Source organism: Massilia varians, from assembly GCF_027923905.1.
GTDB lineage: Bacteria > Pseudomonadota > Gammaproteobacteria > Burkholderiales > Burkholderiaceae_D > Telluria > Telluria varians_B.
This window is the reverse complement of sequence record NZ_AP026966.1, coordinates 328,961-355,365: the sequence shown is the minus strand read 5'-3', so window position 1 is coordinate 355,365 and position 26,405 is coordinate 328,961. Positions and strand designations below refer to the sequence as shown.

The window sequence follows — 26,405 nt, the reverse complement described above, 5'->3', positions numbered from 1 at the left end:
TCAGCTACAAGGACCAGTTCAGCCAGCGTATGGCCAGCCTGATCGACAAGCTGTTCGAACTGCGCATGATTCGCCTGCACGGCGAGCGCCTGGCCGACATCGTGCTGACCGAAGCCGAACGGGATGACGAGGCGGCCGAGATCGACGCAAGCCACATCATGCCCTCGATCGAGATCAAGAACCTGAGCTTCCGCTATTCCGACAGCGAACCTGAAGTCATCCGCGAGCTCAACCTCAGCATTCCGGCCGGCCAATGCGTGGCGATTACCGGGCCCTCCGGATGCGGCAAGACGACCCTGATGAAACTGCTGCTCGGCTTGCTCACCCCCACCAGCGGTGAAATCCGCATCGGCGACGTGCCCCTTGGTTCACTCGGCATGACAAACTACCGCGAGATGCTCGGCACCGTGATGCAGGATGACACCCTGTTTGCCGGATCGATTGCAGACAACATTGCCTTTTTCGACCCGATGATCGACATGCAGCGCGTACACAAATGCGCCGAGCTAGCCGCTATCGCGCCCGAGATCGCCGCCATGCCGATGGCCTTCAATACCTTGGTGGGAGATATTGGCACTGGTCTGTCGGGAGGACAGAAACAGCGCATCCTACTGGCGCGGTCGATGTACAAGAATCCAAAGATTCTGGTGTTGGACGAAGCAACCAGCCACCTGGACGTTTGGAATGAACAGGCTGTCAACCAGGCGATCCAGAGAATTCCATTGACCCGGATTATTGTCGCGCATCGGCCAGAGACGATACAGATGGCAGAGCGCGTTATTGTGCTACATAACGGGCAAGTAGCCCAAGATTTGAACCCGCAGAAAGTAGAGGACAAGCAAGCAGCCTAGAGTTCGACTGTCGCTTGATCATAAACGTGCTTAACGAATGACTCCGACTGCTGTTCTAACATTCTTTGTCTACGATGATAATGGTTTGGGGCCGGTGGCGCCTCTTCGGAATATGGAGGTTGTCGGGCCCACGTAGTTCAGCAAGTCAACCTGCAGCTCGGCACGGCTTTGTTGCGCAAATCAGGCTCGATCAGCGTAGATCCTGCAGGTCAGGTAGCCTGAGCGGATGAAACGAGCTCCATAGAAGTACCGCACGAGCAACTGGAAAGCGGACGACGAAGCTCTCAATCAATCCCTATCAGGCAGGGTGCACGGTTGGCAAATCAGTCTAGGAACTGGGCGCGCTTGAGCTGCTTACTGATTCTTCCACGTGCGCCGGATGCATGCTGTTGCGCCGGATCATACAAAGCGGCGTCGAGTCGCAAACGGGTGATGACGCGGAGTTTGCGACGCGTCGCCCCAAGCAGCTTCAACGCTGCCAAGCTGCTGTCGGCGACGACCACGGTCGTGCGGTCGGGTACCCAGCACTTGACTTCAACAGCAATTGGCGAGCGCGGTCGGTCAGCTTGTCGGGCGCCCCCCCGGTTCTGGTAATAACGCTCGGACGGCGCCAGCACAGAGCAGAACGGCAGCGCCCAGCATCGCATTGCCACGGTATTGACGCAACGCGCATCAGGCATAGCCAACGCAAGCCGCTGGCCTTTACGAAGTGGCCGTCGCTCGAGCGTACCGGATCACGATAAATGCCCTTAGCGCAACCTTGGCGCCACGCCGCCGCTCGATCGTATCGTCCAGCGCCATAAGTAATGGACTTCAGCTCCAATTTATCCTGCAACGGACAATATACCGGGCAGGGCCTACGACCCTAATGTGTAAGCAATATGATAAATGCCAAGTATAACGAATGCAGAAGCAGCAGAAGCAGCAATTCGCAGGAGGAATATTCTAGAGGACATTACACTATTCTCCTTTTCCTTGCTTGGCCCGATTTGATGGATAAACAAATTAGGAATGATTGCCGCGAGGAAAAGCACGAGCGGGGAGATGGTGATTCTGTCACCGAACATCATAGGTAATGTAATTGCACCAACCGCTACGATGGTCGCAAATAAGGTGTAACCCGAAAATTTCTGTCGGGAGGACAATTGAGATGCCATCTCTACTCCAAATGCAGCGCATTATAAACACTATCCTGAGTTAATTCAGGTTAATGATGTTACTAATGTAGTGCAATATATCACCTATCCCATCACACTTCAAGATAACATAAGGAATCAAAATCGTTTTCTGGTCCGCCTCGCGAGGCGGACCAAATCACGTATTACTCCTTGCCGATCTCGTATGCCGAGTAGCCGACGAGACCGCCGATGACGGCGCCGCCCAAGGCACCAGCAGCACCCAGAGCGATGCCCATACGTGCGCCGGTTGCTGCGCCACGCAGGCCAGCGCCAAGGGCCGCGCCAACAGCAGCGCCGTTTGCCGTTGCATCACCTCGATCACCACCAGAAACCATATCGATTTCGTCAAACGTTAAAACATTCATCTTCTCTCCAATTTGTTTAAATCGCCGTCATACAACGGCAATTTATAATCTCTTTTTTTATATAATCGGGCAACAATATCGGGGCAGTTAAACATGGGTTAGCTTCATTCTATGCATGAGGCATAGCAAAGGTATTTACAAATGGCACGCAGGTTCCTTGGACAAGCATATACCCAATTTGGTTTTTGAGTGCGGCAACCCCTCGAGTTATGCACGAAAACCGGCTGATTCAGTCCTCTGGCGCATTAATCGCGCCGGAAATCCCTTACTGCGCGTCGCGATTACAGGAAAAGCACCAAAAGCTGTTCGAAACCGATTAGTTCAGCGTTTCCCTCGGCCGATGGAATGCTGCGCTTTCCCGCCCATTTGGGCCATGCCGGCAAATACGTGCGCGATGCGCACGCGGCTTGGCGATGCGGCGATAGCATCGCTGCTGTGTATTGGATATTAATTTGTCTTTGCTGCCCTTGCGCTAGATGTGCACCTACCAGCCCTGCTTGTTCAGTCGCGCTTCACGCTCGCTATCGACATGACCCTTGGCGGCCAGGTCAGTGATATCGGTATCGGCCTGTCGGGTGGACTGCAACAGCGTATTCTGCTCGCACGCGCGCTGTGCAAGAATCCGAAAATCTTGGTGCAACACGAGGCGATTAACCGTTTGGTAAATGTGAAAGGACAGGCCGTCGACGCGGTCATCCAAAAGATTCCGCTCACCCGGATATCGTTGCGTACTAACTCGCGACGATTCAAATGGCATAGCGCATTATAGTCCTGCAAAATAGTCAACTTACCCGGGATGTCTCCAAGCCGATCCCGAAGACAAACAAGCGGCTTTGCGAGCAGGAGCGGTCTCAAAAAATCGGCCCGGACAATCGCTCGTCCAGGCCGTTCTGAGTTAGAAGAACTTGTTTCGCCCTCGGGCAAGCATTACTGCATATGCTGCCCGCCATTAATCGCGATGTTCGCACCAGTCACGAACGCCGCCTCTTCCGACGACAGGTACGCGACCAGGCCGGCGACTTCCTCCGGCTTGCCCAGGCGGCCCATCGGAATCTGCGGGATGATCTTGGATTCCAGCACTTCGCTCGGGATGTCCATCACCATCTTGGTGCCGATGTAGCCCGGCGAGATGGTGTTGACGGTGACGCCCTTGCGCGCCACTTCCAGCGCCAGGGCCTTGGTGAAGCCGTGCATGCCGGCCTTGGCCGCCGAATAGTTGGTCTGGCCGAAGGCGCCCTTTTGGCCGTTCACCGACGAAATGTTGATGATCCGGCCCCAGCCGCGCTCGACCATGCCGTCGCAGACCGGCTTGGTCATGTTGAACACGGAATCCAGGTTGGTCTTCATGACCGCATCCCAGTTTGGCTTGTCCATCTTCTTGAAGGTCATGTCGCGGGTGATGCCGGCGTTGTTCACCAGCACGTCGACCGGGCCGACTTCCTGCTCGACCTGGCGCACGCAGGCCTGGGCCGAATCGTAATCGGACACGTCGCAGGGATAGGCCCGGAAGTCGTAGCCTTGCTCTTTCATCTGGCTCAGCCAGCTCTCTGCCTTCTTGTTCCCCGGCGAATATGTAGTGACGACCTTGTAACCCAACGCGGCCAGCTTGATGCACACCGCTTCGCCCAGACCGCCCATGCCGCCCGTCACCAATGCTACTCGTGCCATTGTCTTCTCCAGTTTTGTTGTCAGTCACTGCTGTTCGAGGAACGGCCGCGGGCCGTCCCGGGTATCGCTTCAGTCGCGCTCGACCGCCAGCGCCACGCCCATGCCGCCGCCGATGCACAGGCTGGCCAGGCCGCGCTTGGCGTCGCGGCGCACCATCTCGTGCAGCAGGGTGACCAGCACGCGGCAGCCGGAGGCGCCGATCGGGTGTCCCAGCGCGATCGCGCCGCCGTTCACGTTGATCTTCGAGGTATCCCAGCCCATTTCCTTGTTGACCGCGATGGCCTGGGCCGCGAACGCCTCGTTGATTTCCATCAGGTCGATGTCTTCGTGGGTCCAGCCGGCCTTCTTGAGGCACAGCTGGGTGGCCGAGACCGGGCCCATGCCCATGATCGACGGATCCAGGCCGGCCGATGCGTAGGCCTTGATGCGCGCCAGCGGGGTCAGGCCCAGCTCTTTCGCCTTCGACGCGCTCATCATGATGACGGCCGCGGCGCCGTCGTTGATGCCGGAGGCGTTGCCGGCGGTGACGCTGCCTTCCTTGTTGAAGGCCGGGCGCAGTCCGCTCAGCGCTTCCAGGGTCGAGCCGTGCTTCGGGTATTCGTCGGTGTCGAAGATGGTCGGGCCCTTCCTGGACGGGATCTCGACGGGGATGATCTCGTCCTTGAACTTGCCGGCCTTCTGGGCGGCTTCGGCCTTGAGCTGCGACTGCAGCGCGAATTCATCCTGCTCGGCGCGCGAGACCTCGTACTTGCGCGCCACGTTCTCGGCGGTCACGCCCATGTGGTACTGGTTGTACACATCCCACAGGCCATCGACGATCATGGTGTCGACCAGCTTGGCGTCGCCCATGCGGAAACCGTCGCGCGAGCCGTTCAGCACGTGCGGCGAGGCGCTCATGTTTTCCTGGCCGCCGGCGATGACGATCTCGGCGTCGCCGCACTTGATGGCCTGGGCCGCCAGGTGGGTAGCCTTCAGGCCGCTGCCGCAGACCATGTTGATGGTTTGGGCCGGCACCATGTCGGGCAGTCCGCCCTTGATGACGGCCTGGCGGGCTGGGTTCTGGCCGGCGCCGGCGGTGAGGACCTGGCCCATGATCACCTCGCTGACCGAGGCGGATCGATGCCGGTCTTGGCCAGCAGTTGGCGAATCACGTGCGCGCCGAGTTCGGCGGCAGGTATCTTGGCCAGCGTGCCGCCGAATTTACCGACTGGCGTGCGGCCGGCGGCCACGATGACGACGTCTTCCATGTTGCTCTCCCTAGTTCCCGGTCTGGCCGGGGAATGTTAATACTGACGGCAGGGCCGAAAAGCATGCATCTTACGGTTTGCGCAAAGCCCATGTTTAATCGAAATCAATCTTATCAGCTTATCCACCGATTACAACCGCGCCATGACAGGCTGTCACCGTCTTGCGCACATATTTTTGAACGGTCAACGCCTGGTAGTGGCAACATTCATTTCTACTAGGAATCATGCGTACGTAAATGTCCTTTCGGTCAAATTTCACAGTAGAATGCACGAGCGCAACGCCAACCAGACCGTTTTATGCTGAAGACCCCATCCTCACTGCCCATCGAAATCAAGATCTCGACGGTCGTCGCCATTTCGACGATCCTGCATTCGGCCGACCCGGCCACGATCGACGCGGCGCTGAACCAGATGACCGGCGGGGTCTCGGACTTCTTCGAGGACGAATTCGCGGTGATCGACATCGCCGCCATCGCCCATGAAAGCCCGGCCATCGACTGGCCGGCCCTGGTGGCGCTGCTGAAGAAATACCGGCTCAATGCGGTGGCCGTGCGCGGCGCCGGTCCGGACATGGCGGATGCGATCCGCGCCCACGGCCTGTCGCTGGACGACGGTTCGAGCGGCGTGCGCGCTCCCGAAGCGAAGGAAGTGCCAGCCGCGGCCGCGCCGGCCCCGGCACCCACGATCGCGCCCACCCCAGCGCCCGAACCAGCCCCGGCGCCCGCGCCGGCGGCGGCCATGATCATCGACACCCCGGTGCGTGCCGGCCAGCGCATCTATGCGCGCGGCACCGACCTGATCATCACCGCGGTCGTCAACAATGGCGCGGAAATCATCGCCGACGGCAGCATCCACGTGTACGCGCCCCTGAACGGCCGGGCACTGGCGGGCGCTTCCGGCAACCCGGAAGCGCGCATCTTTGCCCTGTCGATGCAGCCGGAACTGGTGTCGATCGCAGGCGTGTACCGCACCTTCGACGACGGCTTCCCGAATGACCTGACGCGCCAGCCGGCGCAGATCAAGCTGGTCGGCGACCGGCTGGCGATTTCGTCGCTGGCGCCGGCATCCCGCGCATAAACCCTTCGACCGCAGATACTGCTAGAACTGTAAAGGACCTTTTTGTGGCAAGAATTATTGTTGTGACGTCCGGCAAGGGCGGTGTGGGCAAAACCACTTCGAGCGCAAGCTTTTCCAGCGGCCTGGCCCTGCGCGGCCACAAGACCGCGGTCATCGACTTCGACGTCGGCCTGCGCAACCTCGACCTGATCATGGGCTGCGAACGCCGCGTGGTCTATGACCTGATCAATGTGATCAACGGCGAGGCGACCCTGAACCAGGCGCTGATCAAGGACAAGCACACCGACAACCTGTTCATCCTGCCGGCCTCGCAGACGCGCGACAAGGAAGCGCTGAGCGAAGACGGCGTCGAGCGCGTGCTCAACGAGCTGGTCAAGATGGGCTTCGAGTTCATCATCTGCGATTCGCCGGCCGGCATCGAGCACGGCGCGCTGATGGCGCTGACCTTCGCGGACGAGGCGATCATCGTCACCAATCCGGAAGTGTCCTCGGTGCGCGACTCGGACCGCATCCTCGGCATCCTGCAAGCCAAGTCGCGCCGCGCCCAGAGCGGTTCGGAGCCGGTCAAGGAACACCTCCTGATCACCCGCTACTCGCCGAAGCGCGTGGAAGCCGACGAAATGCTGTCCTACCAGGACGTGCAGGAAATCCTGCGCATCCCGCTGATCGGCATCATCCCCGAATCGGAATCGGTGCTGCACGCCTCGAACCAGGGCAACCCGGCGATCCATTTCAAGGGAACCGACGTGGCCGAGGCCTACGAGGACGTGATCGCCCGCTTCCTGGGCGAAGAGCGTCCGCTGCGCTTCACCAACTACGAAAAGCCGGGCTTGTTCCAGCGCATTTTTGGAGCCAAGTGATATGGCACTGCTCAATTTCCTCTTTCCGAAAAAAGAGAAGAGCGCTTCAGCCGCCAAGGAACGCCTGCAGATCATCATCGCCCGCGAGCGCAGCAGCGTGACCGGTCCGGACTTCCTGCCGGCCCTGCACCGCGAGCTGATCGAGGTCATCTCGAAATACACCAAGGTCAGCGCGGACGACATCAAGATCTCGCTCGACCGCCAGGGCAACCTGGAAGTGCTCGACGTGAACGTGGTGCTGCCGGACGCCTGAACGATCCGTGTTCCGATAAACAAATGCCCGCTCAAGCGGGCATTTGTTTATCCAGCTGCGCCGCCGCATCGCTCAGCTGCAGCTTCTGCAGCTCGCGCGCCACCTTGGCGCAGGCCTCCACATGCTGGTAGCCCATCTTGCGGAACAAGGCGAAGCCGATCGCCGCCGAGGCCACCTGCCCCGCGAGCGGTACCACCTTGGCCACCGTCTTGGCCGCGATCTTCACGCCGGCGCGCTTGAACAGCACCAGCACCAGCCGCTTGGTCACCAGTTTCCCGACCAGCATGCCGCCGACCGAGGCCGCCGCCTGGTAGGCCAGCACCCGCAGGCGCGGCTGCAGGCGCTCGATCTGCTGCTGGCTCAGGCCGAACTCCTTGTTGACCTCTTCCACCAGCAGGGTGAAGGTGCTCAGGTCCGACAGCACGTCCACGCCCGGCAAGGGCACCGCGGCCACCCCGGCCGACACCAGGGCCCGCTTGCGTACCATCTCGCGGCAGCGCTCGCGCACCACCTCGATCTCGGCGCCGCTGACCGGCGTGGCCGGTGCCGCGGCCGCGACGACATCCTTCTTTTTGCGTCGAAACAACATATCGTCTCCCGGTGACTTCGTACTGACAAGTGTAGCGCGGGGCCCGTGTTCGCCTGAACACAACAGAACTTCATTTCTAAAAGAAAATTCCCCATTTTGCTGTAGCGCTATTTTGTAAAAGTCTGCTATATTCGGTTTAACCCTTGTAGGAGTCTTCCTACAGGACTAACCTTAACAGTAGATGTCCTATGAAGATCGCCGTTCTTGAACAAGACCGCAGCCAGGCTGAGCTCATTTGCCAGGTGCTGACAGCCGCCGGCCACAGCTGCCAGCCGTATGACAGCGCCAAGGAATGCATTGCGCAATTGCGCAAGGAAAATGCCGACCTGCTGGTCATGGACTGGAACGTCCCCGACATGGAGGGCACCGAGGTGCTGCGCCGCGCCAAGGAAAAAATGGCGGCCAACGCGCCCGTCATTTTCCTGGTCGGCAACAACGCCGAGGACGACATCATTGCCGGCGTGACCGCGGGCGCCGACGACTACCTGGTCAAGCCGCTGCGCCGCGGCGAGCTGGTGGCGCGCGTCTCGGCCCTGCTGCGCCGCGCCTACCCGTCGCAGAACAGCGCCGAGCAGTTGCAGTTCGGTCCGTTCACCTTCGAGACCCGCCCGGGACGCCTGCTCAAGGACGGTTCGATCATCGACGTGACCCAGAAGGAATTCTCGCTGGCGCTGCTGTTCTTCCGTAACATCGGCCGTCCGCTGTCGCGCGCCTATATTCATGAATCGGTATGGGTACGCGATACCGACGTGCCTTCGCGCACCATGGACACCCACGTTTCGCGCGTGCGCAACAAGCTCAGCCTGCGTCCGGAGAACGGATTCCGCCTGGTACCGGTCTACAGCTACGGCTACCGCCTGGAAAAACTGGGCGCCTGATCATTGCGTCAACACGGGCCGGCCGCCGCGGCCGCCCGCTGAAACCCTGCTCGCACAAGGGTATAATGGGTGCATACCCCTCGACCCTGTCCCACCATGCAACTGCTTGCCGTTGGCCTGAACCATACGACCGCACCGGTCTCGCTGCGCGAGCAGCTGGCGCTCGCGCCTGACCAGCTCGGCCGGGCGGTGCAGGCGGCGCGCGGCTGGTTCGCGCGCCAGGACGCGCATAGCGCGTCAGGCAACGAGGCAGCCATTCTCTCGACCTGCAACCGCACCGAGATGTATGCGGCCAGCGACATCGCCAATCCGCTCGACGCCTCGGCCCAGTTCCTGGCCCACTACCACGCGCTCAATTTCGCCGAGCTGCGCCCGCACCTCTACATGCTGCCGCAGGACAGCGCGGTGCGCCACGCCTTCCGCGTCGCCTCCGGGCTCGACTCCATGGTGTTGGGCGAGCCGCAGATCCTCGGCCAGATGAAGGACGCGGTGCGCACCGCCGAGCAAGCCGGCGGCCTGGGCACCTACCTGCACCAGCTGTTCCAGCGCAGCTTCGCCGTGGCCAAGGAAGTGCGCAGCACCACCGAGATCGGCGCCCACAGCGTGTCGATGGCGGCGGCCGCGGTGCGCCTGTCGCAGCGCATCTTCGACAGCATCGCCGACCAGCACGTGCTGTTCATCGGCGCCGGCGAAATGATCGAACTGTGCGCCGCCCACTTCGCCGCGCACAAGCCGAAGTCCGTCACCATCGCCAACCGCAGCATGGAGCGCGGCCAGGCCTTGGCCGCCCGCTACGGCGGCGAGGCGATCCGCCTGGCCGACCTGCCCGAGCGCCTGCACGGCTTCGACATCGTGGTCTCCTGCACCGCCTCGACCCTGCCCCTGATCGGCCTGGGGCTGGTCGAGCGCGCGATCAAGGCGCGCCGCCACCGTCCGGTGTTCATGGTCGACCTGGCGGTGCCGCGCGACATCGAACCCGAAGTCGCGCGCCTGGACGACGTGTTCCTGTACACCGTGGACGACCTGTCCCAGGTGGTCCAGACCGGCCTCGAGAGCCGCCAGGCCGCCGTGGCCCAGGCCGAAGCCATCATCGAGACGCGCGTGCAGTCCTTCATGCACTGGATCGGCGACCGCGCCATGGTGCCGGTCATCCGCGACCTGCACGAGTCGAGCGAGGCGCTGCGCCTGGCCGAACTCGAACGCGCACGCAAGCTGCTGGCGCGCGGCGACGACCCCGAAGCGGTGCTGGAAGCGCTGTCGAAAGGCCTGGCCGCCAAGTTCCTGCACGGCCCGCAGCAGGCGCTGCACCATGCCCAGGGCGACGAGCGCGCCCGCCTCGCCAGCCTGCTGCCCCAGCTGTTCCGCGGCCGCCGTTAGCGGCCCTGTCCCTTTTCTTTCGTCGTGCGCTTCGCTGCAAGCGCATCCCGGCCGCCCCGCGGCGATCTAGACTCTATCGAATCCCATGAAACCATCCATGCTGGCCAAGCTGGACCAACTGGCCAACCGACTCGTCGAACTGGACGAACTCCTGATGTCCGAAGGCGCCACCGCCAACATGGACAGCTACCGCAAGATGACCCGCGAGCACGCCGAGCTTTCGCCGCTGGTGGCCCTGTACCGCCAGTACGGCAAGGCGCAGGAAGACATCGATGCCGCCCAGGAGATGGCGCAGGATCCGGAGATGAAGGAGTTCGCCCAGGACGAAATCGAGGCCGCGAAAGCGCGCCTGGCCGAGCTCGACCTCGAGCTCCAGAAAATGCTGCTGCCGAAGGACGAGAACGACGAGCGCAACATCTTCCTCGAGATCCGCGCCGGCACCGGCGGCGATGAATCGGCCCTGTTCGCGGGCGACCTGCTGCGCATGTACACCCGCTTCGCCGAGCGCAACCGCTGGCAGGTCGAACTGGTGTCGGAATCGCCCTCGGACCTGGGCGGCTACCGCGAGGTCATCGTGCGCATCATCGGCAACGGCGTGTACTCGAAACTGAAATTCGAATCGGGCGGCCACCGCGTGCAGCGCGTGCCCGCCACCGAGACGCAAGGCCGCATCCACACCTCGGCCTGCACGGTCGCGGTGATGCCGGAAGCCGACGAGGTCGAGGACGTCAACATCAACCCGGCCGACCTGCGCATCGACACCTACCGCGCCTCGGGCGCCGGCGGCCAGCACATCAACAAGACCGACTCCGCGGTGCGCATCACCCACCTGCCGACCGGTATCGTGGTCGAGTGCCAGGACGACCGCAGCCAGCACAAGAACAAGGCGCAGGCGCTCAAGGTGCTGGCGGCGCGCATCAAGGACGTGCAGCTGCGCGAGCAGCAATCGAAGGAGGCGGCCACCCGCAAGAGCCTGATCGGCTCGGGCGACCGCAGCGAGCGGATCCGCACCTACAACTTCCCGCAGGGCCGCCTGACCGACCACCGCATCAACCTGACCTTGTACAAGCTGGATTTCATCATGGATGGCGACCTGCTTGAACTGACCAATGCGCTGTCGGCCGAGCACCAGGCCGAGCTGCTGGCCGCGCTGGGCGATTGATTTTGTAGGGTGGGCGGGTCTTCCGCCCGCGCGTTCAACTACATGCCGAACAGCCGATGCGTCTGCTCATGCCGGATTTGAGCGCGCGGACGGCAAAGCCGTCCACCCTACGTTAAGCAAAAGATAAAGTAGCCTTGAGGCCTTCATGCGAGAATGCCTCGTCCCGAACGAACAACACCTACAAGAACCATGATGCTGCCTTCCAACCGCCAGATCCTGTTCGCCATCTCCTCGATCTGCTTCGCCCTGATCGGCGTGGCCCTGTACCTGCAGCACGTCCACGACATGCTGCCCTGCCCGCTGTGCGTCATCCAGCGCTACATGTTCCTGGGGATCGGCGTGGCCAGCCTGGTCGCGGCCATCAGCGGCAAGGTGCGCGCAGGCACGGTGCTGGCCCTGCTGGCGGCGCTGGGCGGCCTGGTCACGGTCGGCAAGCACCTGTACGTGATTGCCAACCCGGGCTTCAGCTGCGGCATCGACCCGATGGAGACCTTCCTCAACAAGATCCCCACCGCCGAATACCTGCCCTGGCTGTTCCGCGCCGACGGCCTGTGCGAAGGCGCCACCGACGGCATCCTGGGCCTGGCGATCCCGCAATGGTCGGCGGTCTGGTTCGTGGTGCTGACCGTGCTGCTGGCCTTCGTCCTGCTGCGCAAGAAACGCACATGACGCAAGCGATCCAGGCCGGGGCCACCATCCGGCAACTGCTGGCCGCCCTGCCGCTCGATCCGCTGGAAAACCGCATCCTGCTGTGCCACGCGCTGGGGATCTCGCGCGTGGCCCTGATCACCCAGTCCGAACGCGCGCTCGACAGCGGCGAAGCCGCGCGCATGCAGGCGCTGGTCGCGCGGCGCCTGGCCGGCGAACCGATCGCCTACATCGTCGGCGAGCGCGAATTCTTCGGCCTGCCCTTCCGGGTCGGCCCGGGCGTCCTGATTCCGCGCCCCGACACCGAACTGATCGTCGAACTCAGCCTCGAACGCCTGCCGCCGCGCGGCCGCCTGCTCGACATGGGCACCGGCAGCGGCGCCATCGCCGTGGCCTGCGCCCACGCCCGCCGCGATGCCAGCGTGACCGCGCTCGACCTCAGCGAAGACGCCCTGGCCATCGCGCGCGCCAACGCCGCGGCCAACGGCGTGCAGGTGCGCTTCCTGCGCAGCGACTGGTTCGCCGCCGTTGGCGAAGAACGCTTCGAACTGATCGCGTCCAATCCACCCTATATCGCCGCCGGCGACGCCCATCTGTCGCAGGGCGACCTGCGCTTCGAACCCGTGGGCGCGCTCACCGACCATGCCGACGGCCTGTCGGCCCTGCGCAGCATCGTCGACGGCGCTCCCGAACACCTGGAAGCGGGCGGCTGGCTGCTGCTCGAGCATGGTTACGACCAGGCCGAGTCCGTGCGCGCCCTCTTGGCGGCGCGCGGTTTTCTTGACGTACAAAGCTGGCGCGACCTGGCCGACATCGAGCGTGTCAGCGGCGGGCGCCTATCCTGACGGGCGCGCCGCCGGGATCGGCCTTGCTAAAATGACCAGACCACTTCTTGGGTCCGGCATGCGCACACTGTTCGTCTCAATCGTCCTGCTTGCTCCCTTCGTCTGCGGCGCCGCCGACACGACGACGGATGCCGCACGCCGGCTGTTCGAGCGCGAATGGCAGTGGCAGCTGCGCCAGCAGCCCGAGTATGCGACCACCATCGGCGAGCACCGCTTCGATGCCAGCCTGGCCGACACCAGCCTGGCCGCACGCGCCGCCGCCGCCGAACACACGCGCCAGGTCCTCGCCGAAATACGCCAGCTCGAGCGCGCGGAACTCGAGGGCCAGGACCGGATTTCCTACGACCTGTTCATCGCCCAGCGCGAGCGCACCCTGGCGGCCGACGCCTTCACGGCCTTCGATCCGCAGCCGCTCAATAGCGTCGACGGCCTGCAGGTGCGCCTGCCGCGGCTGGTCGCCGCGATGCCTTTCACGAGCGAACTCGACTACCGCAACTACCTGGGCCGCCTGGCCGCCCTGCCCGCGCACGTGGACGGCCTGGTCGAGCAGCTGCGCGCCGGCATGGCCGCCGGCTGGACCCAGCCGGCAGCCGTGATGGCGCCGGTCCCGCCGGCCCTGCACGCGTTGCACGAGCAGATCGCCACCGGCCCGCTGTTCGCGCCTTTCCTGCGCATCCCCGCCACGATCGAGCCGGAGACAAGGGAAAAGCTGCTGGTGGAGGGCATCTCGGCGCTGGCGCATGGCGCCCATGCCCTGCACCGGCTGGAGGAATTCGTGCGCAACGAGTACCTGCCGGCGGCGCGCCAGAGCATCGGCGCGTCCAGCCTGCCCGGCGGCGCCGACTGGTATGCCTTCCTGGTGCGCCACGCCACCACGACGCGCCTGACCCCGGAACAGGTGCACGAGATCGGCCTGCGCGAAGTTACCCGCCTGCGCGCCGAGATGGCCATGCAGGCGGCACGCACCGGTTTTCGCGGCAACCTGGCGCAGTTCCTGACCTTCGCGCGTACCGACCGGCGCCTGTTCTTCCCGGACCAGGAAGCCTTGCTGGCCCGCTACCGCAAGGCCGTGGCGCGCGCCAGCGCGAAGCTGCCCCGGGTGGTGGCGACAGTGCCGGAAGCCGGCATCGCGGTCAAGCCGATGTCGGCGGAAGGCGCCGGCCAGCCGCTTGCCTATTACGAAGGCGGCAGCGAAGGCCGCAGCGCCGCGCTGGTGGTCAACGTATCGAATCTCGATCAGCGGCCGGCCTGGCAGGTCGACAGCGTAGCCCTGCACGAAGCGCTGCCGGGGCACCACCTGCAGGTGGCGCGCGCCCAGGAACTCGCGCTGCCGGCCTTCCGCCGCCACGCCTGGTACCAGGCCTTCGGCGAAGGCTGGGCCACCTATGCCGAGGGCCTCGGTCCGGAGCTGGGCTTCTTCGGCGATCCGTTCTCGCGCTTCGGCCACCTGAACGAAGAGATGCTGCGCGCGGCGCGGCTGGTAGTGGACACCGGCATCCACCTGCTCGGCTGGTCGCGCAAGCGTGCGATCGACTACCTGAACGCGAACACCGCCAACCCGCCGCTGGACAACGAGGCGGAAGTCGACCGCATCATCGCCCAGCCGGCCCAGGCGCTCGGCTACAAGATCGGCCAGCTGCGCATCGCGGCGCTGCGCGAGCGCGCCGCCACCGTGCTGGGCCGGCGCTTCGACCAGCGCCGCTTCCACGATGCGGTGCTGGAGAACGGCGCCCTGCCGCTGGACGAGCTGCAGCGCCAGATCGAGCGCTGGATGGCGGCCGAACAGGCGCCGCCCACCCCTGCCCCCGGTGCCCCGAAAGAATGAGGCGGTCGCCGACGCACTCCGCATTTTTCGGTTAATCTCTGCTCCAACCGAATTGGCAGTATAAGAAAGGAAACACCTGTGGGTATCCAACCAGAGTCGAACCAACTACAGCGCCGCCTGGCCCTGCTCGACGACGATGCGCACCGCGCCCTGCTCGGCCAGGGCCTGCGCGGCATCGAACGCGAAACCCTGCGCGTCGACGGCAAGGGCCAGCTGGCGCGCACCCCGCATCCGGTCGAGCTCGGTTCGGCACTGACCCATCCGCAGATCACCACCGACTACGCCGAAGCCCTGCTGGAATTCATCACCCCGGCCGAGCACGACATCTCCGTGGTGCTGCACCACCTGGACGCCATCCACCGTTTCGCGCACTCGCGCCTGAAAGACGAGATGCTGTGGAGCGTCTCGATGCCGGGCGAGCTGCCGCCCGAGGAAGACATCGAGATCGCCTGGTACGGCAAGTCGAACATCGGCATGCTCAAGCACGTCTACCGCCGCGGCCTGGCGCTGCGCTACGGGAAGGCGATGCAGTGCATCGCGGGCATCCACTACAACTACTCGTTGCCGGAAAAGCTGTGGCAGCTGGTGGCCGCCAGCGAAGGCATCGCGGAAGAACGCCGCCATGCGCTGCGCGACTTCCAGTCCGAGAGCTACATCGCGATGATCCGCAACTTCCGGCGCTACAGCTGGCTCCTGATGTACCTGTTCGGCGCCACCCCTGCCCTGACAACCAGCTTCCTGCGCGGCCGCCCGCACAAGCTCGAAACGCTCTCGAGCGACACGCTCTACCTGCCCTACGCGACCAGCCTGCGCATGAGCGACCTCGGTTACCAGAACGACGCCCAATCCGGCCTGCGCCCGCACGAGAACAGCCTGGAAAGCTACGTCACCAGCCTGATGGCCGCGGTCAACACGCCCTACGAGCCGTATGCGGCGCTCGGCACCAAGCGCGATGGCGAGTGGATCCAGCTGTCGACCAACGTGCTGCAGATCGAGAACGAGTACTACTCGACGATCCGCCCAAAGCGCGTGATCCGCACCGGCGAGCGTCCGGTGCAGGCCCTGTGCAACCGCGGGGTGCAGTACATCGAGGTGCGCTGCCTCGACGTCGATCCGTTCGAGCCGGTCGGCATCAGCCTGGAAACCGGCCGCTTCCTCGACGCCTTCCTGCTGTTCTGCGCCTTCGAGGAAAGCCCCCTGATCAGCGCCCACGAAGGCCAGGTCCATGCGCGCAACTTCGCCCGCACCGTCAAGGAAGGCCGTGACCCGGCCTTGACGCTCACCCGCGACGGCATGGAAGTACCGCTCAAGGACTGGGCGCTGGAACTGATCGAACGCATCCGCCCGGTGGCACAGCTGCTCGACGACCAGCACAACGACGGCAACGTGCACGAGTCCTCGCTCAACCTGCAGAAGGCCAAGATCATCAACCCGGCGCTGACCCCGTCGGCGCGGGTGCTGGAAGAAATCCGCAGCCTCGGCTCGGCCGCCGCCTTCGGCCTGCGCCAGAGCGAGCTGCACGCGGCGAGCTTCCGCGACAGCCCCCTGATGCCGGCCGAGGAAGCCCTGTTCGACGAACTGGCCCGCAAGTCGCTGGACGAGCAGGCCGCGATCGAAGCCCAGGACAGCGGCAGCTTCGACGATTTCGTCGCCGCCTACAACAGCAGCAAGCTGTGCAGTAACCAGTAAGCAAGTCCGCTTTCCCCGCGCATGCTCACGTTCTACAACGAACACCACGCCCTGCAAGCCGCCAGCGGCGAGACGGCGCCGTGGGACGAGCAGCCTGACGCGGTCGCGCTGACGCTGGCGGAATTCGAGCGGCGCGGCCTGGGACGCATCGTCACCCCGCACGGCGTGCCGCTGGTCTCGCTCGAGCGCGTGCACACGCCGCGCTACCTGCACTTCCTGCGCACGGCATGGAGCATGTGGAACGCCCTGGATGCGGCGCATGCCGGCCAGCCGCTGCTGCCGGTCCTGTGGCCTGCGCGCGGCGCGGCGGGCGAGCCCGAGCCGGACGACTTGTTCGCCCGCCTCGGCCTGTTCGCCTCCGACAGCCGCACGCCCATCACGGGCGGCACCTGGACCGCGGCCAGGCTGGGGGCCGACTGCGCCATCAATGCCGCGCACGCGCTGCGCCTGGGCGAGCGCGCCAGCTTCGCGCTGACGCGGCCGGCGGGCCAGCATGCGCGCGCCGAGGGCTATGGCGGCGGCTGCTTCCTGAACAATGCCGCGCTGGCGGCCCAGCACCTGCTGGACGACGGCCTGGAGCGCGTGGCGATCCTCGACATCGCGCGCCACCACGGCCACGGCACCCAGGACATCTTCTATGCGCGCGGCGAGGTGCTGTTCGTGTCGATCCACCTCGACCCGCGCCACGCCTACCCCTTCTATGCCGGCCATGCCGGCGAACAGGGCACGGGCGCGGGACTGGGCGCCAACATGAACCTGCCCCTGCTGCCGGATTGCGGCAGCGGCCCCTGGTTCGCGGCGCTGGAAACGGCCTGCGTCAAGCTGGCCATGTTCCGGCCCAAGGCCCTGGTGGTCTCGCTGGGCGGCTTCGCCCCCGGCTTCGGCCTGCAGGGCGGCGACTACCTGCGCATCGGCGAGCGCATCGCCCACCTCGGCCTGCCCGCCGCCTTCGTGTTCGAAGGCGGCGCCGGCCAGGGCAGCGGCGCCGTCAGCATCCTCGAAGGTTTCGAAACCGCCGCGTGAGCATCGCCGCGCGGCTCATCCCTCCCGACTTATCCCATGATCGACTGGCAGTTCTCCCATTTCAACGACCTCACTCCCGCCGCGCTGTACCAGGTGCTGGCCCAGCGCCAGGACGTGTTCATCCTCGAGCAGACCTGTCTCTACCCCGACATCGACGGGCTCGACCCGGTGGCGCACCACCTGCTGGGCTGGCGCACGGTCGACGGCGAGCGCCGCCTGGCCGCCTACCTGCGCGTGCTGGGCCCCGGGGTGAAGTACCCCGAGATGTCGCTCGGCCGCGTCATCACAACCAAGGCGGCACGCGGCAGCGGCGCCGGGCGCGCCCTGCTGCTCGAGGGCATCGCGCGCGCCGAAGCGCTGTATCCGGGCCACCGCATCCGCATCGGCGCCCAGCAATACCTGGAAAAGTTCTACCAGGGCTTCGGCTTCGACACCGTGTCCGCGCCGTACGACGAGGACGGCATCATGCACATCGACATGCTGCGCTAGTCGGTCGCCGGTTCGAGCAGCACCGCGCGGCACTCGCCGTACACGGTGCAGGCATGGGCGGCGATCTGGCGGGCGTCGTTGATCCCGGTGGCGCGCGCGACGCCGCTGCCGAGGCTGCCGATGGCGCTCATCTTGCCGCCTGAGACCACGAAGCCACGGTCGTTGCCGTTGCGATCGAGTGCATAGCCGGCCACCTGGCCGCTGGCATTGATGGCCGTGCCAAAGCTCGGCCGGCCGTTCAGCATGCCGAGGTCGCGCAGCACGCCGCCTTGGTACACGAAGGCGTGGGACACCCCGTTCTTCGCCTCCGAGGAACCGGCGACCTGGGCGTTCGCGCCGATGGCTGCGGCCGCGCTCCCGTTGCCGCCGAGCGTGCCCAGGCGCGTGATGACGCCGCGCGCCCACAGGAAGCCGCGGCCGTCGGCCCCGACGCCGACGATGCGCCCGCTGGCGTCGATGGCGTGGGGCGTGGTGTCGGGCGGGAGGAAAGTCATTGTGTAGTAAGGCTGGCTGTGCGCGGCGAGCGGAGCGGCAAGCGAGGAGGACAGGACGAGGGCGAGCAGGGAATGACGCATGACTTTCCTTTGATGCTTGAGTGAAGAGGACTTTCAGCATCTCGAATAGCCGAGCCAGCAGGTTTGAGATAGATCAATGTCCAAAATCTCATTTCTTCAGAGCGTAATCCGGTCCTGGCTGAGTAGCGTAATAGCGACTCATCAGTGCCGCTGCGCCGCCAGCCGCCCCGCCATGCACACGACCAGCCCCGCCAGCAGCAACCAGCCGTCCGGCTCGGTGTGCACTGCGGGCAGCGGCAGGCATGCCGGGGGCACGCTGGGCGCCGCCGCGCCGGCGGGCAAGGAACTCAAGAGAAAAACGGGGAGGAAAAGAAGGATACGCATGGCGCACAGGAGGCTGGTCGGGATCAGCAGCTTCAGGCATGAAGCGGACCCGGCCTGTGCGCCAGCGCAGACGTGCGCGCAAAAAAAACCGGGGCAGCGCCCCGGTCCTGGCCAGCAAGACGTTTACTCGATCTTGGTCAGGGTGATCTCGAAGACCAGGCCATTACCGCCCGGAATGCCGTTGGAGCCTTTATCGCCATAGCCCAGGCTTGCCGGCACTTCGATGGTGCGCTTGCCGCCCACCTTCATGCCGAGCACGCCCTGCTGGAAGCCGGGGATGACGCTCGTCGAGCCCAGCAGGAAGGAGAAGCTGTTCGACTCGAGCTGGGTGCCCTTGTGGTCGGCCAGCACGGTGTTGTACAGCCACAGGGTATAGGTGACGGTGGCGGTCTTGCCATTGACGGCTTCGGCGCCGGTGCCCAGGACGTTGTCGGTCTTGACCAGTGCGGCCGGGTTGTTCGGGTTGACGATCGTCGAATTGGAATCGCCGCCGCCACCGCCGCAGGCGGTCAGGCTCAGGAGGGCGACAAAGGCGGCGATCAGGGGAAACTTCAATTTCATGGGGCGGGTCCTTGGGCGGCGAAAGAGGCGAAAAAGTTTATGCAGCGAAACCCTGAACCATACCCGAGCCCTCCATGGGCGTCTATCCCCGGACTGTCCGCCTTTTGTATTTTTCTGTAATGCGTACTAGATTTCCACCTGCGTGCCGAGCTCGATCACCCGGTTGGGCGGGATCTGGTAATAGTCGGCCGCGGCCCGCGCATTGCGGGACAACATCACGAACAGGTGCTCGCGCCATGGCGCCATGCCGCCGCCCGGGGCCGAGATCACGGTCTGGCGCGCGATGAAGAAGGAGGTTTCCATCATCTCGAAGCTCAAGCCCAGTCCGCCGCACTGGCGCAGGATGCCGGGGATGTCCGGCTCGTCCTTGAAGCCGTACTGGACGTCGAGCTGGAAGCAGTTGTGGCCGAGCTCCGCCACCTCGACCTGCTCATCCGCCGGCACCCAGGGCACTTCGCGCATGTGCACCGTGAGGAACACGACCCGCTCGTGCAGGACCTTGTTGTGCGACAGATTGTGCAGCAGCGCATGCGGCACGCCGTCGCTCTCGCCGCGCAGGAACAGCGCGGTGCCGGGCACGCGCGCCGGCGGCGCCACGAACAGCGACTCCATGAAGGCGTCGAGCGGGATCGCATGCTTTTCCAGGTTCTCGAACACCAGCTCGCGGCCACGCTTCCAGGTCAGCATCAGGGTCAGCAGAATGGTGCCGAGCAACAGCGGGAACCAGCCGCCGTGCAGCAGCTTGAGCGTGGTCGACGAGAACAGCAGCACGTCGATGACCAGGAAGAAGCCGGTCGCGCCCACGCACACCACCAGCGGCAGGTGCCAGCGGTAGCGGGTGACGAAGAAGGTCAGGATGGTGGTCGCCATCATGGTCGCGGTCACGGCGATGCCGTAGGCGCCGGCCAGCCCGTCCGAGGAACCGAAGCCGATCACGGCGATCAGGACGATGGCCAGCTGCAGCCAGTTGACGGCCGGGATGTAGATCTGGCCGATCTCGCTTTCCGAGGTGTGCAGGATGCGCATGCGCGGCAGCAGGCCCAGCGCGATGGCCTGCTTGGTCATCGAATAGGTGCCGGAGATGGTCGCCTGCGAGGCGATCACGGCCGCCATGGTCGACAGGATCACCAGGGGGATCACGCTCCAGGTGCCGAGCTGGTGGAAGAAGGGATTCTCGACCGCGCCCGGGTCATTGATCAGGAGGCCGCCCTGGCCGAGGTAGTTCAGCACCAGGGCCGGGTAGGCGATCGCGAACCAGGCCAGGCGGATCGGCTTGCGCCCGAAGTGGCCCATGTCGGCGTACAGGGCCTCGGCCCCGGTGATCGCCAGCACCACCGCGCCCAGCGCCACGAATGCGAGCAGCCTGTTCTCGAGCATGAAGTGCAGCGCATGGTACGGATTGAGCGCGTTCAGGATCACCGGCGAGGCGATGATGTTGATGACGCCCATGGTCGCCAGCGTGATGAACCAGACCAGCATGACCGGCCCGAAGAAGCGGCCGATGCCGGCGGTGCCGTGGCGCTGCACGCTGTAGAGAAGCACCAGCACCACCACCGCCAGCGGCACCACGTAGTGCGACATGCCGGGCGCCGCCACTTCCAGGCCCTCGATCGCGCCCAGCACTGAGATCGCCGGCGTGATCACGCTGTCGCCATAGAACATGGTGGCGCCCAGCACGCCGATGACCAGCAGCGGGAAATGCCAGCGCGAGGCCTTGGTGACCGAATTGGTGGCCAGCGCCATCAAGGCCATGATGCCGCCTTCGCCACGGTTGTCGGCGCGCAGCACCAGCGTGACGTACTTGAGCGAGACGATGATCGTCAGGCTCCAGAAAATCAGGGAAATGATGCCGAGGATGTTGGGGGTGTTGAGGGGGAGGCCGTGCTCGTGGTGGAAGATCGCGCGCAGGGTGTAGAGCGGGCTGGTGCCGATATCGCCGTAGACGATGCCGATGGCGGCCAGCGTCAGCGCCGCGACGCTGCTCTTCTTGTTTTCGGTACTCAAGTTTGCACCATTGTTCTGTTCTTGGTGCAGCGCACCATAAAATAACAGCAAGAAAATTGCAAGAAGATTTCGTATTTATAATACACCCTCTCGAAAACCGCTTGCGCCTGCAGAGAAATTGCGCATCAGGGATAATGGCATCTCAGCAATCGCCCTCCTTGTCCCCCATGCGCTCCGGTATCCTGTCCGCCGCCCTCGCCTTTCTGTGCTGGGGCCTGTTCCCTATTTATTTCCATGCGTTGGGCGACGTTCCGCCGGTGCAGATCCTGGCGCATCGGGTGCTGTGGTCACTCGGCTTCCTGCTGGTCGTGCTGGCCTTGCGGCGCCAATGGAAATGGTTATCTCTGGTACGCCAGCCGCGCGTCTTCTGGAGCTTCGCCGCCTCGGCTCTGCTGTTGTCGGCCAACTGGCTGGTGTACATCTGGGCAGTGAAAAACGGGCACGTGATCGAGGCCAGCCTCGGCTACTTCATCAATCCGCTGGTAAACATCATGTTCGGCTATCTGCTGCTGAAGGAACGCATGCGCCCTGCGCAATGGGGCGCGATCGCGATCGCCGCGCTGGGCGTGGGCTGGCTGACCTGGCAGTCGGGCTCGGTGCCCTGGATCGCGCTGGTGCTGGCCGCCACCTTCGGCGCCTACGGTCTGCTGCGCAAGACCGCGGCGCTCGGCGCCCTCGAGGGCCTGTCCTTCGAGACCATGGTGCTGTTCCCGTTCGCGGCCGCCTATGTCGGCTGGCTGAGCGTGACCGGCGACAATGCCTTCGTCAATGCGCCGCTGGATGCGACCCGCATCCTCCTGATCCTGGCCGGCCCGATCACGGCGATCCCGCTGCTGCTGTTCGCCACCGGCGCGCGCAAGATCCCCTTGTCGATCCTGGGCCTGCTGCAGTACCTGTCGCCCACCATCCAGTTCCTGCTGGGCGTGTGGCTGTTCCACGAAGCCTTCAGCAGCGAGCGCCTGGTCGGCTTCCTGATGATCTGGGCGGCGCTGGCGCTGTTCGCGGGCGAAGGCCTGCTGCGCAGCCGCACCGCGAAGACAAGCTGACCCCTTCCGCGCCGGCGCATAAAGTCCTGTGTCCGGCGCGGTTCTGTCGTATCCTGTGCACCTTAAACAACACCAGAGTTAAAGCATGGCCAACTACGTCTATACCATGAATCGCGTGGGCAAAATTGTCCCGCCAAAACGTCAAATCCTGAAAGATATTTCGCTGTCCTTCTTCCCAGGTGCGAAGATCGGCGTGCTCGGCCTGAACGGCTCGGGCAAGTCGACCCTGCTGAAGATCATGGCCGGCATCGACACCGACATCCAGGGCGAAGCGCGTCCGATGCCGGGCCTGAACATCGGCTACCTGCCGCAGGAACCGCAGCTCGATCCGGAAAAGACCGTGCGCCAGGAAGTGGAAAGCGGCCTGGGCGAAGCGTTTGAAGCGCAAGCCAAGCTGGAAGCCGTGTACGCCGCCTATGCGGAAGAAGACGCGGACTTCGACGCCCTCGCCAAGGAACAGGAGCGCCTGGAGTCGATCATCGCCGCGGCCGACGGCGGCAACCTGAACCTGCAGATGGAAATGGCCGCCGACGCGCTGCGCCTGCCGCCCTGGGACCAGAAAATCGGCGTGCTGTCGGGCGGCGAAAAGCGCCGCGTGGCGCTGTGCAAGCTGCTGCTGAGTAAACCAGACATGCTGCTGCTGGACGAACCGACCAACCACCTGGACGCCGAATCGGTCGAGTGGCTGGAGCAGTTCCTGCTGCGCTTCCCGGGCACCGTGGTCGGCATCACCCACGACCGCTACTTCCTCGACAACGCCGCCGAATGGATCCTGGAACTGGACCGCGGTTCGGGCATCCCCTGGAAGGGCAATTACTCGTCCTGGCTGGACCAGAAACAGGCGCGCCTGAAGCAGGAAGAAGCGACCGAATCGGCGCGCCAGAAGGCGCTGGCCAAGGAACTGGAATGGGCGCGCCAGAACCCGAAGGCACGCCAGGCCAAGTCCAAGGCACGCCTGGCCCGCTTCAACGAACTGAGCGAATACGAATACCAGAAGCGCAACGAGACCCAGGAGATCTTCATCCCCGTGGCCGAGCGCCTGGGCAACGAAGTCATCGAGTTCAAGAACGTCTCCAAGGCTTTCGGCGACCGCCTCCTGATCGACAACTTGTCCTTCACCGTGCCGCCGGGCGCGATCGTCGGCATCATCGGCCCCAACGGCGCCGGTAAGTCGACCCTGTTCAAGATGATCGCGGGCAAAGAGCAGCCGGACAGCGGCGAAGTCGTGATCGGCAAGACCGCCAAGGTCTCGCTGGTGGACCAGAGCCGTGACGAGCTGGCCAACAACAAGACCGTGTTCGAGGACGTCACCGGCGGCGCCGACATGCTGAGCGTGGGCCGCTTCGAAATGCCGTCGCGCGCCTACCTGGGCCGCTTCAACTTCAAGGGCTCCGATCAGCAGAAGATAGTCGGCAACCTGTCGGGCGGCGAACGCGGCCGCCTGCACCTGGCCAAGACCCTGCTGCAAGGCGGCAACGTGCTGCTGCTGGACGAACCGTCGAACGACCTCGACGTGGAAACCCTGCGCGCGCTGGAAGACGCCCTGCTCGAGTTCGCCGGCAGCGTGATGGTGATCTCGCACGATCGCTGGTTCCTGGACCGCATCGCGACCCACATCTTGGCCTTCGAAGGCAATTCGCAGGTTACCTTCTTCGACGGTAACTATCAGGAATACGAAGCCGACAAGAAGAAGCGCCTGGGTGAGGAAGGCGCCAAGCCGAAGCGTATCCGCTACAAGCCGCTGACGACCTGAGCTCAGCAGTAAGTGTTTATTTCGTAAAGGAAAGCCCCGCGATCGCGGGGCTTTTTTATACCCGGAAACGAACGCGGCCAACGAAGCGCCGTGTGTAGAATCCTTGGCGTTGGGCCGAATGGCCCGCATGTCCGTGGCCTTTGCAAGGCACGCGTTGACACAGCCTATGATTGATTACCGCGACAACCGCGTCCCGGGCGGGACGTTTTTTTTCACGGTGCGCCTGCTCGAACGGGGCAGCACCTTGTTGACAGACCATATTTCCGCCTTTGGTGAAGCCATGCGCCTGGCGCGCGTGCGCAAACCCTTCCATGTCGATGCCTGGGTGGTCTTGCCGGACCATGCGCATGCGATGTGGACGCTGCCGCCGGGCGACCACGACTGCGCGAGCCGCTGGCGCGCGGTCAAGATCGCCTTCTCCAAGGCGCTGCGCAAGTCCACCGTGCCGGAGGCCGACGGCACGATCTGGGAACGCCACTACCAGCACTACCGGGTTGGCGACGACGACGAGTACGCGGCGCTGGTCGACTACACCCACCTCGACGCGGTACGGCATGGCTTTTGCAGCCATCCGCGCGAGTGGCCCTGGTCGTCGCTGCACCGCTTCTTGAGTAGCGGCCATGCGATGCCGGTGCCGGAACTCATCGTACCGCCCTGGGTGCACCGGCCGCAGCCGCACGGCTACGCGCGCCTGTAGGCAAAACAAAAGGCCCCGCAGGGCCTTTTGTTGTTGGAGCGATGGGTGCTTAGAAAGCGTACTTGGCGCCGATGGTCCAGACGTCGGCCTTGGCGCCGAAGTCCTTGCTCTTGCCATAGCGCTCGTATTCGCCGATCAGCGACACGTTCTGGTTCAGCTTGTACTCCGCGCCGAGCGCGCCATAGGCTTCGGTCTTACTACGGCTCATGTTCTGCGAGGCATTGATCAGTTCCAGCTCGCTCTTGGTGCGCGCCGCGCCCAGCTTGCCGTAGACCGAGAACTGTTCATTGACCGGCAGGGTCGCCTTGGCCGCCAGGTAGTAGGCGTGGCCATCGGTCTCGCCGCGGTTGTTCACGCCGCCGATCGAGTAGTTGACGTCCGCCTTACGGAAGTCGGTATAGCCCGCTTCGACAGCCCAGTTCTGGTCGAACTCATACCCGCCGAAGATCTTGCCGGAAGCCTTGTAGCCGTCGGTATCGACATTGGTCGCGCCGGACATCTTGAAATCATGATCGGCGCTAGCCACGCCGGCGCCGACATAGGCGCGTGGTGCGGTGGTCTGAGCCTGGGCCGCCGACATGGCGGCGACGGATGCGATCAGTGCAACGATGAGCTTTTTCATGCGAATCCTTTTTATTTGGCTGATTCGCGATTCCCATTGAATCGCGATACTGCCAAGGTAGCATCGGTTTCGTTTTATTAAAGTCCCCAGGCCGTAAAAACTGTAAGCAGTTGTAAATTACTGACTCAAGCGTAAGTTAATTCTCCAAAAAGATACAGAAAATAGCGCGCTCGTTAGGCGATGTTGCGGAAAGTTAGGTTGATTCGCGGCCCGATCGGCTTGGCCGTTTTGTTGATTCCATGCATCCAGTTGGCCTGGATCGGACCGGCCATGAACAACAGGCTGCCGTCGGTCAACGGCAGTGTCAGGGTCTCTTTCGTGCCCTTGTGGCGCAGGATGAAGGGCCGGGTTGCGCCGAAACTGACCGAGGCGATGGCTGGCTGCGGGCCCAACTCCGGCTCGTCGTCGCTGTGCATGCCCATGCTGTCGCGGCCGTCGCGATAATAGTTCAGGAGTACGCTGTTGTAGTGCCGGCCGGTGGCCGCCTCGGCTGCCGCGCGGATGGTGTCGAGCAGCGGCGTGAACGGCAGCGGCGCCAGGCTCAGGCCGGAATAGCGGTACGCCTTCTCGCCATGCCAGGCGCTCAGGCGCGGCTGCAGGTGGCGCTTGCCGTAGACGACGACGGTTTCCTCGCGCCAGGCGGTTTCCGCGATCAGGCGCGCCAGCACCACCGCGTTGGGCCAGGGCAGCGGCAGCTGGGGAAGAAAAGCCAGTTCGCCGTCGCGAATCGGAATCGGGGCAAGCGTGCTGGCCGAGGTAAACAAGTCCATTGTGCAATATCTATGGCTACGATGAGGGT

General features: G+C 64.1%; 27 protein-coding genes and 1 pseudogene. 16 read left to right on the top strand and 12 right to left on the bottom strand.

The window, feature by feature from the left end; all coding sequences use genetic code 11:
• Window positions 1-29: 29 nt before the first annotated feature.
• The gene (locus tag MasN3_RS25170) at window positions 30-851 is read left to right on the top strand and encodes an ATP-binding cassette domain-containing protein (protein ID WP_307730428.1); all 822 of its coding nucleotides are present in this window, start codon (window positions 30-32) and stop codon (window positions 849-851) included.
• A 323-nt stretch (window positions 852-1,174) separates the two neighbouring features.
• Here the strand turns inward: MasN3_RS25170 and MasN3_RS01695 are convergent, their stop codons facing one another.
• From MasN3_RS01695 to MasN3_RS01675, 5 genes and pseudogenes are all read right to left on the bottom strand, one after another.
• The gene (locus MasN3_RS01695) at window positions 1,175-1,531 is read right to left on the bottom strand and encodes a hypothetical protein (RefSeq protein ID WP_281911742.1); all 357 of its coding nucleotides are present in this window, start codon (window positions 1,529-1,531) and stop codon (window positions 1,175-1,177) included.
• A gap of 641 nt (window positions 1,532-2,172) precedes the next feature.
• On the bottom strand, window positions 2,173-2,394 hold the full coding sequence (locus MasN3_RS01690) for a hypothetical protein (RefSeq protein WP_281911741.1): 222 nt from the start codon (window positions 2,392-2,394) through the stop codon (window positions 2,173-2,175).
• 484 nt (window positions 2,395-2,878) lie between these two features.
• Window positions 2,879-3,094, bottom strand: coding sequence for a hypothetical protein (locus tag MasN3_RS25355; RefSeq protein WP_281911740.1), 216 nt, complete (start codon window positions 3,092-3,094; stop codon window positions 2,879-2,881).
• 227 nt (window positions 3,095-3,321) lie between these two features.
• Window positions 3,322-4,062: a beta-ketoacyl-ACP reductase gene (locus tag MasN3_RS01680; protein ID WP_027864590.1), complete on the bottom strand. Its 741-nt coding sequence runs from the start codon at window positions 4,060-4,062 to the stop codon at window positions 3,322-3,324.
• A gap of 69 nt (window positions 4,063-4,131) precedes the next feature.
• A pseudogene (locus tag MasN3_RS01675) lies at window positions 4,132-5,309 on the bottom strand (acetyl-CoA C-acetyltransferase).
• Window positions 5,310-5,606: 297 nt separating this feature from the next.
• On the opposite strand from MasN3_RS01675, the gene minC reads away from it, so the two are divergent.
• From minC to minE, 3 genes are read left to right on the top strand one after another with little or no spacing between them, the layout of a single operon-like run.
• Complete coding sequence (gene minC, locus MasN3_RS01670; protein ID WP_281911737.1) at window positions 5,607-6,386, top strand: septum site-determining protein MinC; 780 nt, start codon at window positions 5,607-5,609, stop codon at window positions 6,384-6,386.
• A gap of 44 nt (window positions 6,387-6,430) precedes the next feature.
• Window positions 6,431-7,246, top strand: a complete 816-nt coding sequence (minD, locus tag MasN3_RS01665) for a septum site-determining protein MinD (RefSeq protein ID WP_281911735.1) — start codon at window positions 6,431-6,433, stop codon at window positions 7,244-7,246.
• A 1-nt stretch (window position 7,247) separates the two neighbouring features.
• Window positions 7,248-7,499: a cell division topological specificity factor MinE gene (minE, locus tag MasN3_RS01660; RefSeq protein ID WP_281911733.1), complete on the top strand. Its 252-nt coding sequence runs from the start codon at window positions 7,248-7,250 to the stop codon at window positions 7,497-7,499.
• A gap of 31 nt (window positions 7,500-7,530) precedes the next feature.
• Here minE and MasN3_RS01655 read toward each other — a convergent pair whose 3' ends face one another.
• Entirely contained in the window at window positions 7,531-8,088 is a 558-nt protein-coding gene (locus MasN3_RS01655; protein ID WP_281911731.1) for a hypothetical protein, read from the bottom strand.
• Between the two features lie 188 nt (window positions 8,089-8,276).
• Between MasN3_RS01655 and MasN3_RS01650 the strand changes: the two genes are divergently transcribed.
• From MasN3_RS01650 to MasN3_RS01610, 9 genes are all read left to right on the top strand, one after another.
• The gene (locus tag MasN3_RS01650; RefSeq protein ID WP_281911729.1) at window positions 8,277-8,966 is read left to right on the top strand and encodes a response regulator transcription factor; all 690 of its coding nucleotides are present in this window, start codon (window positions 8,277-8,279) and stop codon (window positions 8,964-8,966) included.
• Between the two features lie 96 nt (window positions 8,967-9,062).
• Window positions 9,063-10,343 carry a glutamyl-tRNA reductase gene (hemA, locus tag MasN3_RS01645; RefSeq protein WP_281911728.1) on the top strand — a complete coding sequence of 427 codons (1,281 nt, stop codon included), beginning with the start codon at window positions 9,063-9,065 and terminating at the stop codon, window positions 10,341-10,343.
• 85 nt (window positions 10,344-10,428) lie between these two features.
• Entirely contained in the window at window positions 10,429-11,505 is a 1,077-nt protein-coding gene (gene prfA / locus MasN3_RS01640; RefSeq protein WP_281911727.1) for a peptide chain release factor 1, read from the top strand.
• A gap of 195 nt (window positions 11,506-11,700) precedes the next feature.
• Complete coding sequence (locus MasN3_RS01635) at window positions 11,701-12,174, top strand: disulfide bond formation protein B (protein WP_281914605.1); 474 nt, start codon at window positions 11,701-11,703, stop codon at window positions 12,172-12,174.
• Entirely contained in the window at window positions 12,171-12,998 is an 828-nt protein-coding gene (prmC, locus tag MasN3_RS01630) for a peptide chain release factor N(5)-glutamine methyltransferase (protein ID WP_281911725.1), read from the top strand. The genes MasN3_RS01635 and prmC overlap by 4 nt, the downstream gene beginning before the upstream one ends.
• A gap of 58 nt (window positions 12,999-13,056) precedes the next feature.
• The gene (locus MasN3_RS01625) at window positions 13,057-14,823 is read left to right on the top strand and encodes a DUF885 domain-containing protein (protein WP_281911724.1); all 1,767 of its coding nucleotides are present in this window, start codon (window positions 13,057-13,059) and stop codon (window positions 14,821-14,823) included.
• Between the two features lie 78 nt (window positions 14,824-14,901).
• Complete coding sequence (gene gshA / locus MasN3_RS01620; protein ID WP_281911722.1) at window positions 14,902-16,512, top strand: glutamate--cysteine ligase; 1,611 nt, start codon at window positions 14,902-14,904, stop codon at window positions 16,510-16,512.
• 21 nt (window positions 16,513-16,533) lie between these two features.
• Entirely contained in the window at window positions 16,534-17,535 is a 1,002-nt protein-coding gene (locus tag MasN3_RS01615; RefSeq protein ID WP_281911720.1) for a histone deacetylase family protein, read from the top strand.
• A gap of 36 nt (window positions 17,536-17,571) precedes the next feature.
• Window positions 17,572-18,024 carry a GNAT family N-acetyltransferase gene (locus tag MasN3_RS01610; RefSeq protein WP_281911717.1) on the top strand — a complete coding sequence of 151 codons (453 nt, stop codon included), beginning with the start codon at window positions 17,572-17,574 and terminating at the stop codon, window positions 18,022-18,024.
• On the opposite strand, the gene MasN3_RS01605 is transcribed toward MasN3_RS01610, so the two are convergent.
• From MasN3_RS01605 to MasN3_RS01590, 4 genes are all read right to left on the bottom strand, one after another.
• Window positions 18,021-18,599, bottom strand: coding sequence for a hypothetical protein (locus MasN3_RS01605; protein ID WP_281911715.1), 579 nt, complete (start codon window positions 18,597-18,599; stop codon window positions 18,021-18,023). The genes MasN3_RS01610 and MasN3_RS01605 overlap by 4 nt on opposite strands.
• Window positions 18,600-18,740: 141 nt before the next feature.
• Window positions 18,741-18,923, bottom strand: a complete 183-nt coding sequence (locus MasN3_RS01600) for a hypothetical protein (protein ID WP_281911713.1) — start codon at window positions 18,921-18,923, stop codon at window positions 18,741-18,743.
• 123 nt (window positions 18,924-19,046) lie between these two features.
• Window positions 19,047-19,484: an FKBP-type peptidyl-prolyl cis-trans isomerase gene (locus MasN3_RS01595; protein WP_281911712.1), complete on the bottom strand. Its 438-nt coding sequence runs from the start codon at window positions 19,482-19,484 to the stop codon at window positions 19,047-19,049.
• A gap of 126 nt (window positions 19,485-19,610) precedes the next feature.
• Window positions 19,611-21,488: a potassium transporter Kup gene (locus tag MasN3_RS01590; RefSeq protein WP_281911711.1), complete on the bottom strand. Its 1,878-nt coding sequence runs from the start codon at window positions 21,486-21,488 to the stop codon at window positions 19,611-19,613.
• 167 nt (window positions 21,489-21,655) lie between these two features.
• Here MasN3_RS01590 and rarD point away from each other — a divergent pair, with 167 nt between their 5' ends.
• The 3 genes from rarD to MasN3_RS01575 all read left to right on the top strand — a co-directional run bounded on the left by rarD (window position 21,656) and on the right by MasN3_RS01575 (window position 24,984).
• Window positions 21,656-22,534 (top strand): EamA family transporter RarD, encoded by an 879-nt coding sequence (rarD, locus tag MasN3_RS01585; protein ID WP_281914604.1) that lies wholly within the window; start codon window positions 21,656-21,658, stop codon window positions 22,532-22,534.
• Window positions 22,535-22,619: 85 nt separating this feature from the next.
• Window positions 22,620-24,287, top strand: a complete 1,668-nt coding sequence (gene ettA / locus MasN3_RS01580; RefSeq protein ID WP_281911708.1) for an energy-dependent translational throttle protein EttA — start codon at window positions 22,620-22,622, stop codon at window positions 24,285-24,287.
• 166 nt (window positions 24,288-24,453) lie between these two features.
• Complete coding sequence (locus tag MasN3_RS01575) at window positions 24,454-24,984, top strand: REP-associated tyrosine transposase (protein ID WP_281911707.1); 531 nt, start codon at window positions 24,454-24,456, stop codon at window positions 24,982-24,984.
• A gap of 49 nt (window positions 24,985-25,033) precedes the next feature.
• Here the strand turns inward: MasN3_RS01575 and MasN3_RS01570 are convergent, their stop codons facing one another.
• Both MasN3_RS01570 and MasN3_RS01565 read right to left on the bottom strand, forming a co-directional pair.
• Entirely contained in the window at window positions 25,034-25,606 is a 573-nt protein-coding gene (locus MasN3_RS01570) for a porin family protein (protein ID WP_281911705.1), read from the bottom strand.
• Between the two features lie 173 nt (window positions 25,607-25,779).
• The gene (locus tag MasN3_RS01565; RefSeq protein ID WP_281911704.1) at window positions 25,780-26,376 is read right to left on the bottom strand and encodes an alpha-ketoglutarate-dependent dioxygenase AlkB family protein; all 597 of its coding nucleotides are present in this window, start codon (window positions 26,374-26,376) and stop codon (window positions 25,780-25,782) included.
• Between the last annotated feature and the right edge of the window lie 29 nt (window positions 26,377-26,405).

Coding starts and splice junctions, on each gene's coding strand:
- MasN3_RS25170 (WP_307730428.1), top strand. CDS start 30: ATGGCCAGCCTGATCGACAAGCTGTTCGAACTGCGCATGATTCGCCTG.
- MasN3_RS01695 (WP_281911742.1), bottom strand. CDS start 1,531: ATGCCTGATGCGCGTTGCGTCAATACCGTGGCAATGCGATGCTGGGCG.
- MasN3_RS01690 (WP_281911741.1), bottom strand. CDS start 2,394: ATGAATGTTTTAACGTTTGACGAAATCGATATGGTTTCTGGTGGTGAT.
- MasN3_RS01680 (WP_027864590.1), bottom strand. CDS start 4,062: ATGGCACGAGTAGCATTGGTGACGGGCGGCATGGGCGGTCTGGGCGAA.
- minC (WP_281911737.1), top strand. CDS start 5,607: ATGCTGAAGACCCCATCCTCACTGCCCATCGAAATCAAGATCTCGACG.
- minE (WP_281911733.1), top strand. CDS start 7,248: ATGGCACTGCTCAATTTCCTCTTTCCGAAAAAAGAGAAGAGCGCTTCA.
- MasN3_RS01655 (WP_281911731.1), bottom strand. CDS start 8,088: ATGTTGTTTCGACGCAAAAAGAAGGATGTCGTCGCGGCCGCGGCACCG.
- MasN3_RS01650 (WP_281911729.1), top strand. CDS start 8,277: ATGAAGATCGCCGTTCTTGAACAAGACCGCAGCCAGGCTGAGCTCATT.
- hemA (WP_281911728.1), top strand. CDS start 9,063: ATGCAACTGCTTGCCGTTGGCCTGAACCATACGACCGCACCGGTCTCG.
- prfA (WP_281911727.1), top strand. CDS start 10,429: ATGAAACCATCCATGCTGGCCAAGCTGGACCAACTGGCCAACCGACTC.
- prmC (WP_281911725.1), top strand. CDS start 12,171: ATGACGCAAGCGATCCAGGCCGGGGCCACCATCCGGCAACTGCTGGCC.
- MasN3_RS01625 (WP_281911724.1), top strand. CDS start 13,057: ATGCGCACACTGTTCGTCTCAATCGTCCTGCTTGCTCCCTTCGTCTGC.
- MasN3_RS01615 (WP_281911720.1), top strand. CDS start 16,534: ATGCTCACGTTCTACAACGAACACCACGCCCTGCAAGCCGCCAGCGGC.
- MasN3_RS01610 (WP_281911717.1), top strand. CDS start 17,572: ATGATCGACTGGCAGTTCTCCCATTTCAACGACCTCACTCCCGCCGCG.
- MasN3_RS01605 (WP_281911715.1), bottom strand. CDS start 18,599: ATGCGTCATTCCCTGCTCGCCCTCGTCCTGTCCTCCTCGCTTGCCGCT.
- MasN3_RS01600 (WP_281911713.1), bottom strand. CDS start 18,923: ATGCGTATCCTTCTTTTCCTCCCCGTTTTTCTCTTGAGTTCCTTGCCC.
- MasN3_RS01595 (WP_281911712.1), bottom strand. CDS start 19,484: ATGAAATTGAAGTTTCCCCTGATCGCCGCCTTTGTCGCCCTCCTGAGC.
- rarD (WP_281914604.1), top strand. CDS start 21,656: ATGCGCTCCGGTATCCTGTCCGCCGCCCTCGCCTTTCTGTGCTGGGGC.
- ettA (WP_281911708.1), top strand. CDS start 22,620: ATGGCCAACTACGTCTATACCATGAATCGCGTGGGCAAAATTGTCCCG.
- MasN3_RS01575 (WP_281911707.1), top strand. CDS start 24,454: ATGATTGATTACCGCGACAACCGCGTCCCGGGCGGGACGTTTTTTTTC.
- MasN3_RS01570 (WP_281911705.1), bottom strand. CDS start 25,606: ATGAAAAAGCTCATCGTTGCACTGATCGCATCCGTCGCCGCCATGTCG.
- MasN3_RS01565 (WP_281911704.1), bottom strand. CDS start 26,376: ATGGACTTGTTTACCTCGGCCAGCACGCTTGCCCCGATTCCGATTCGC.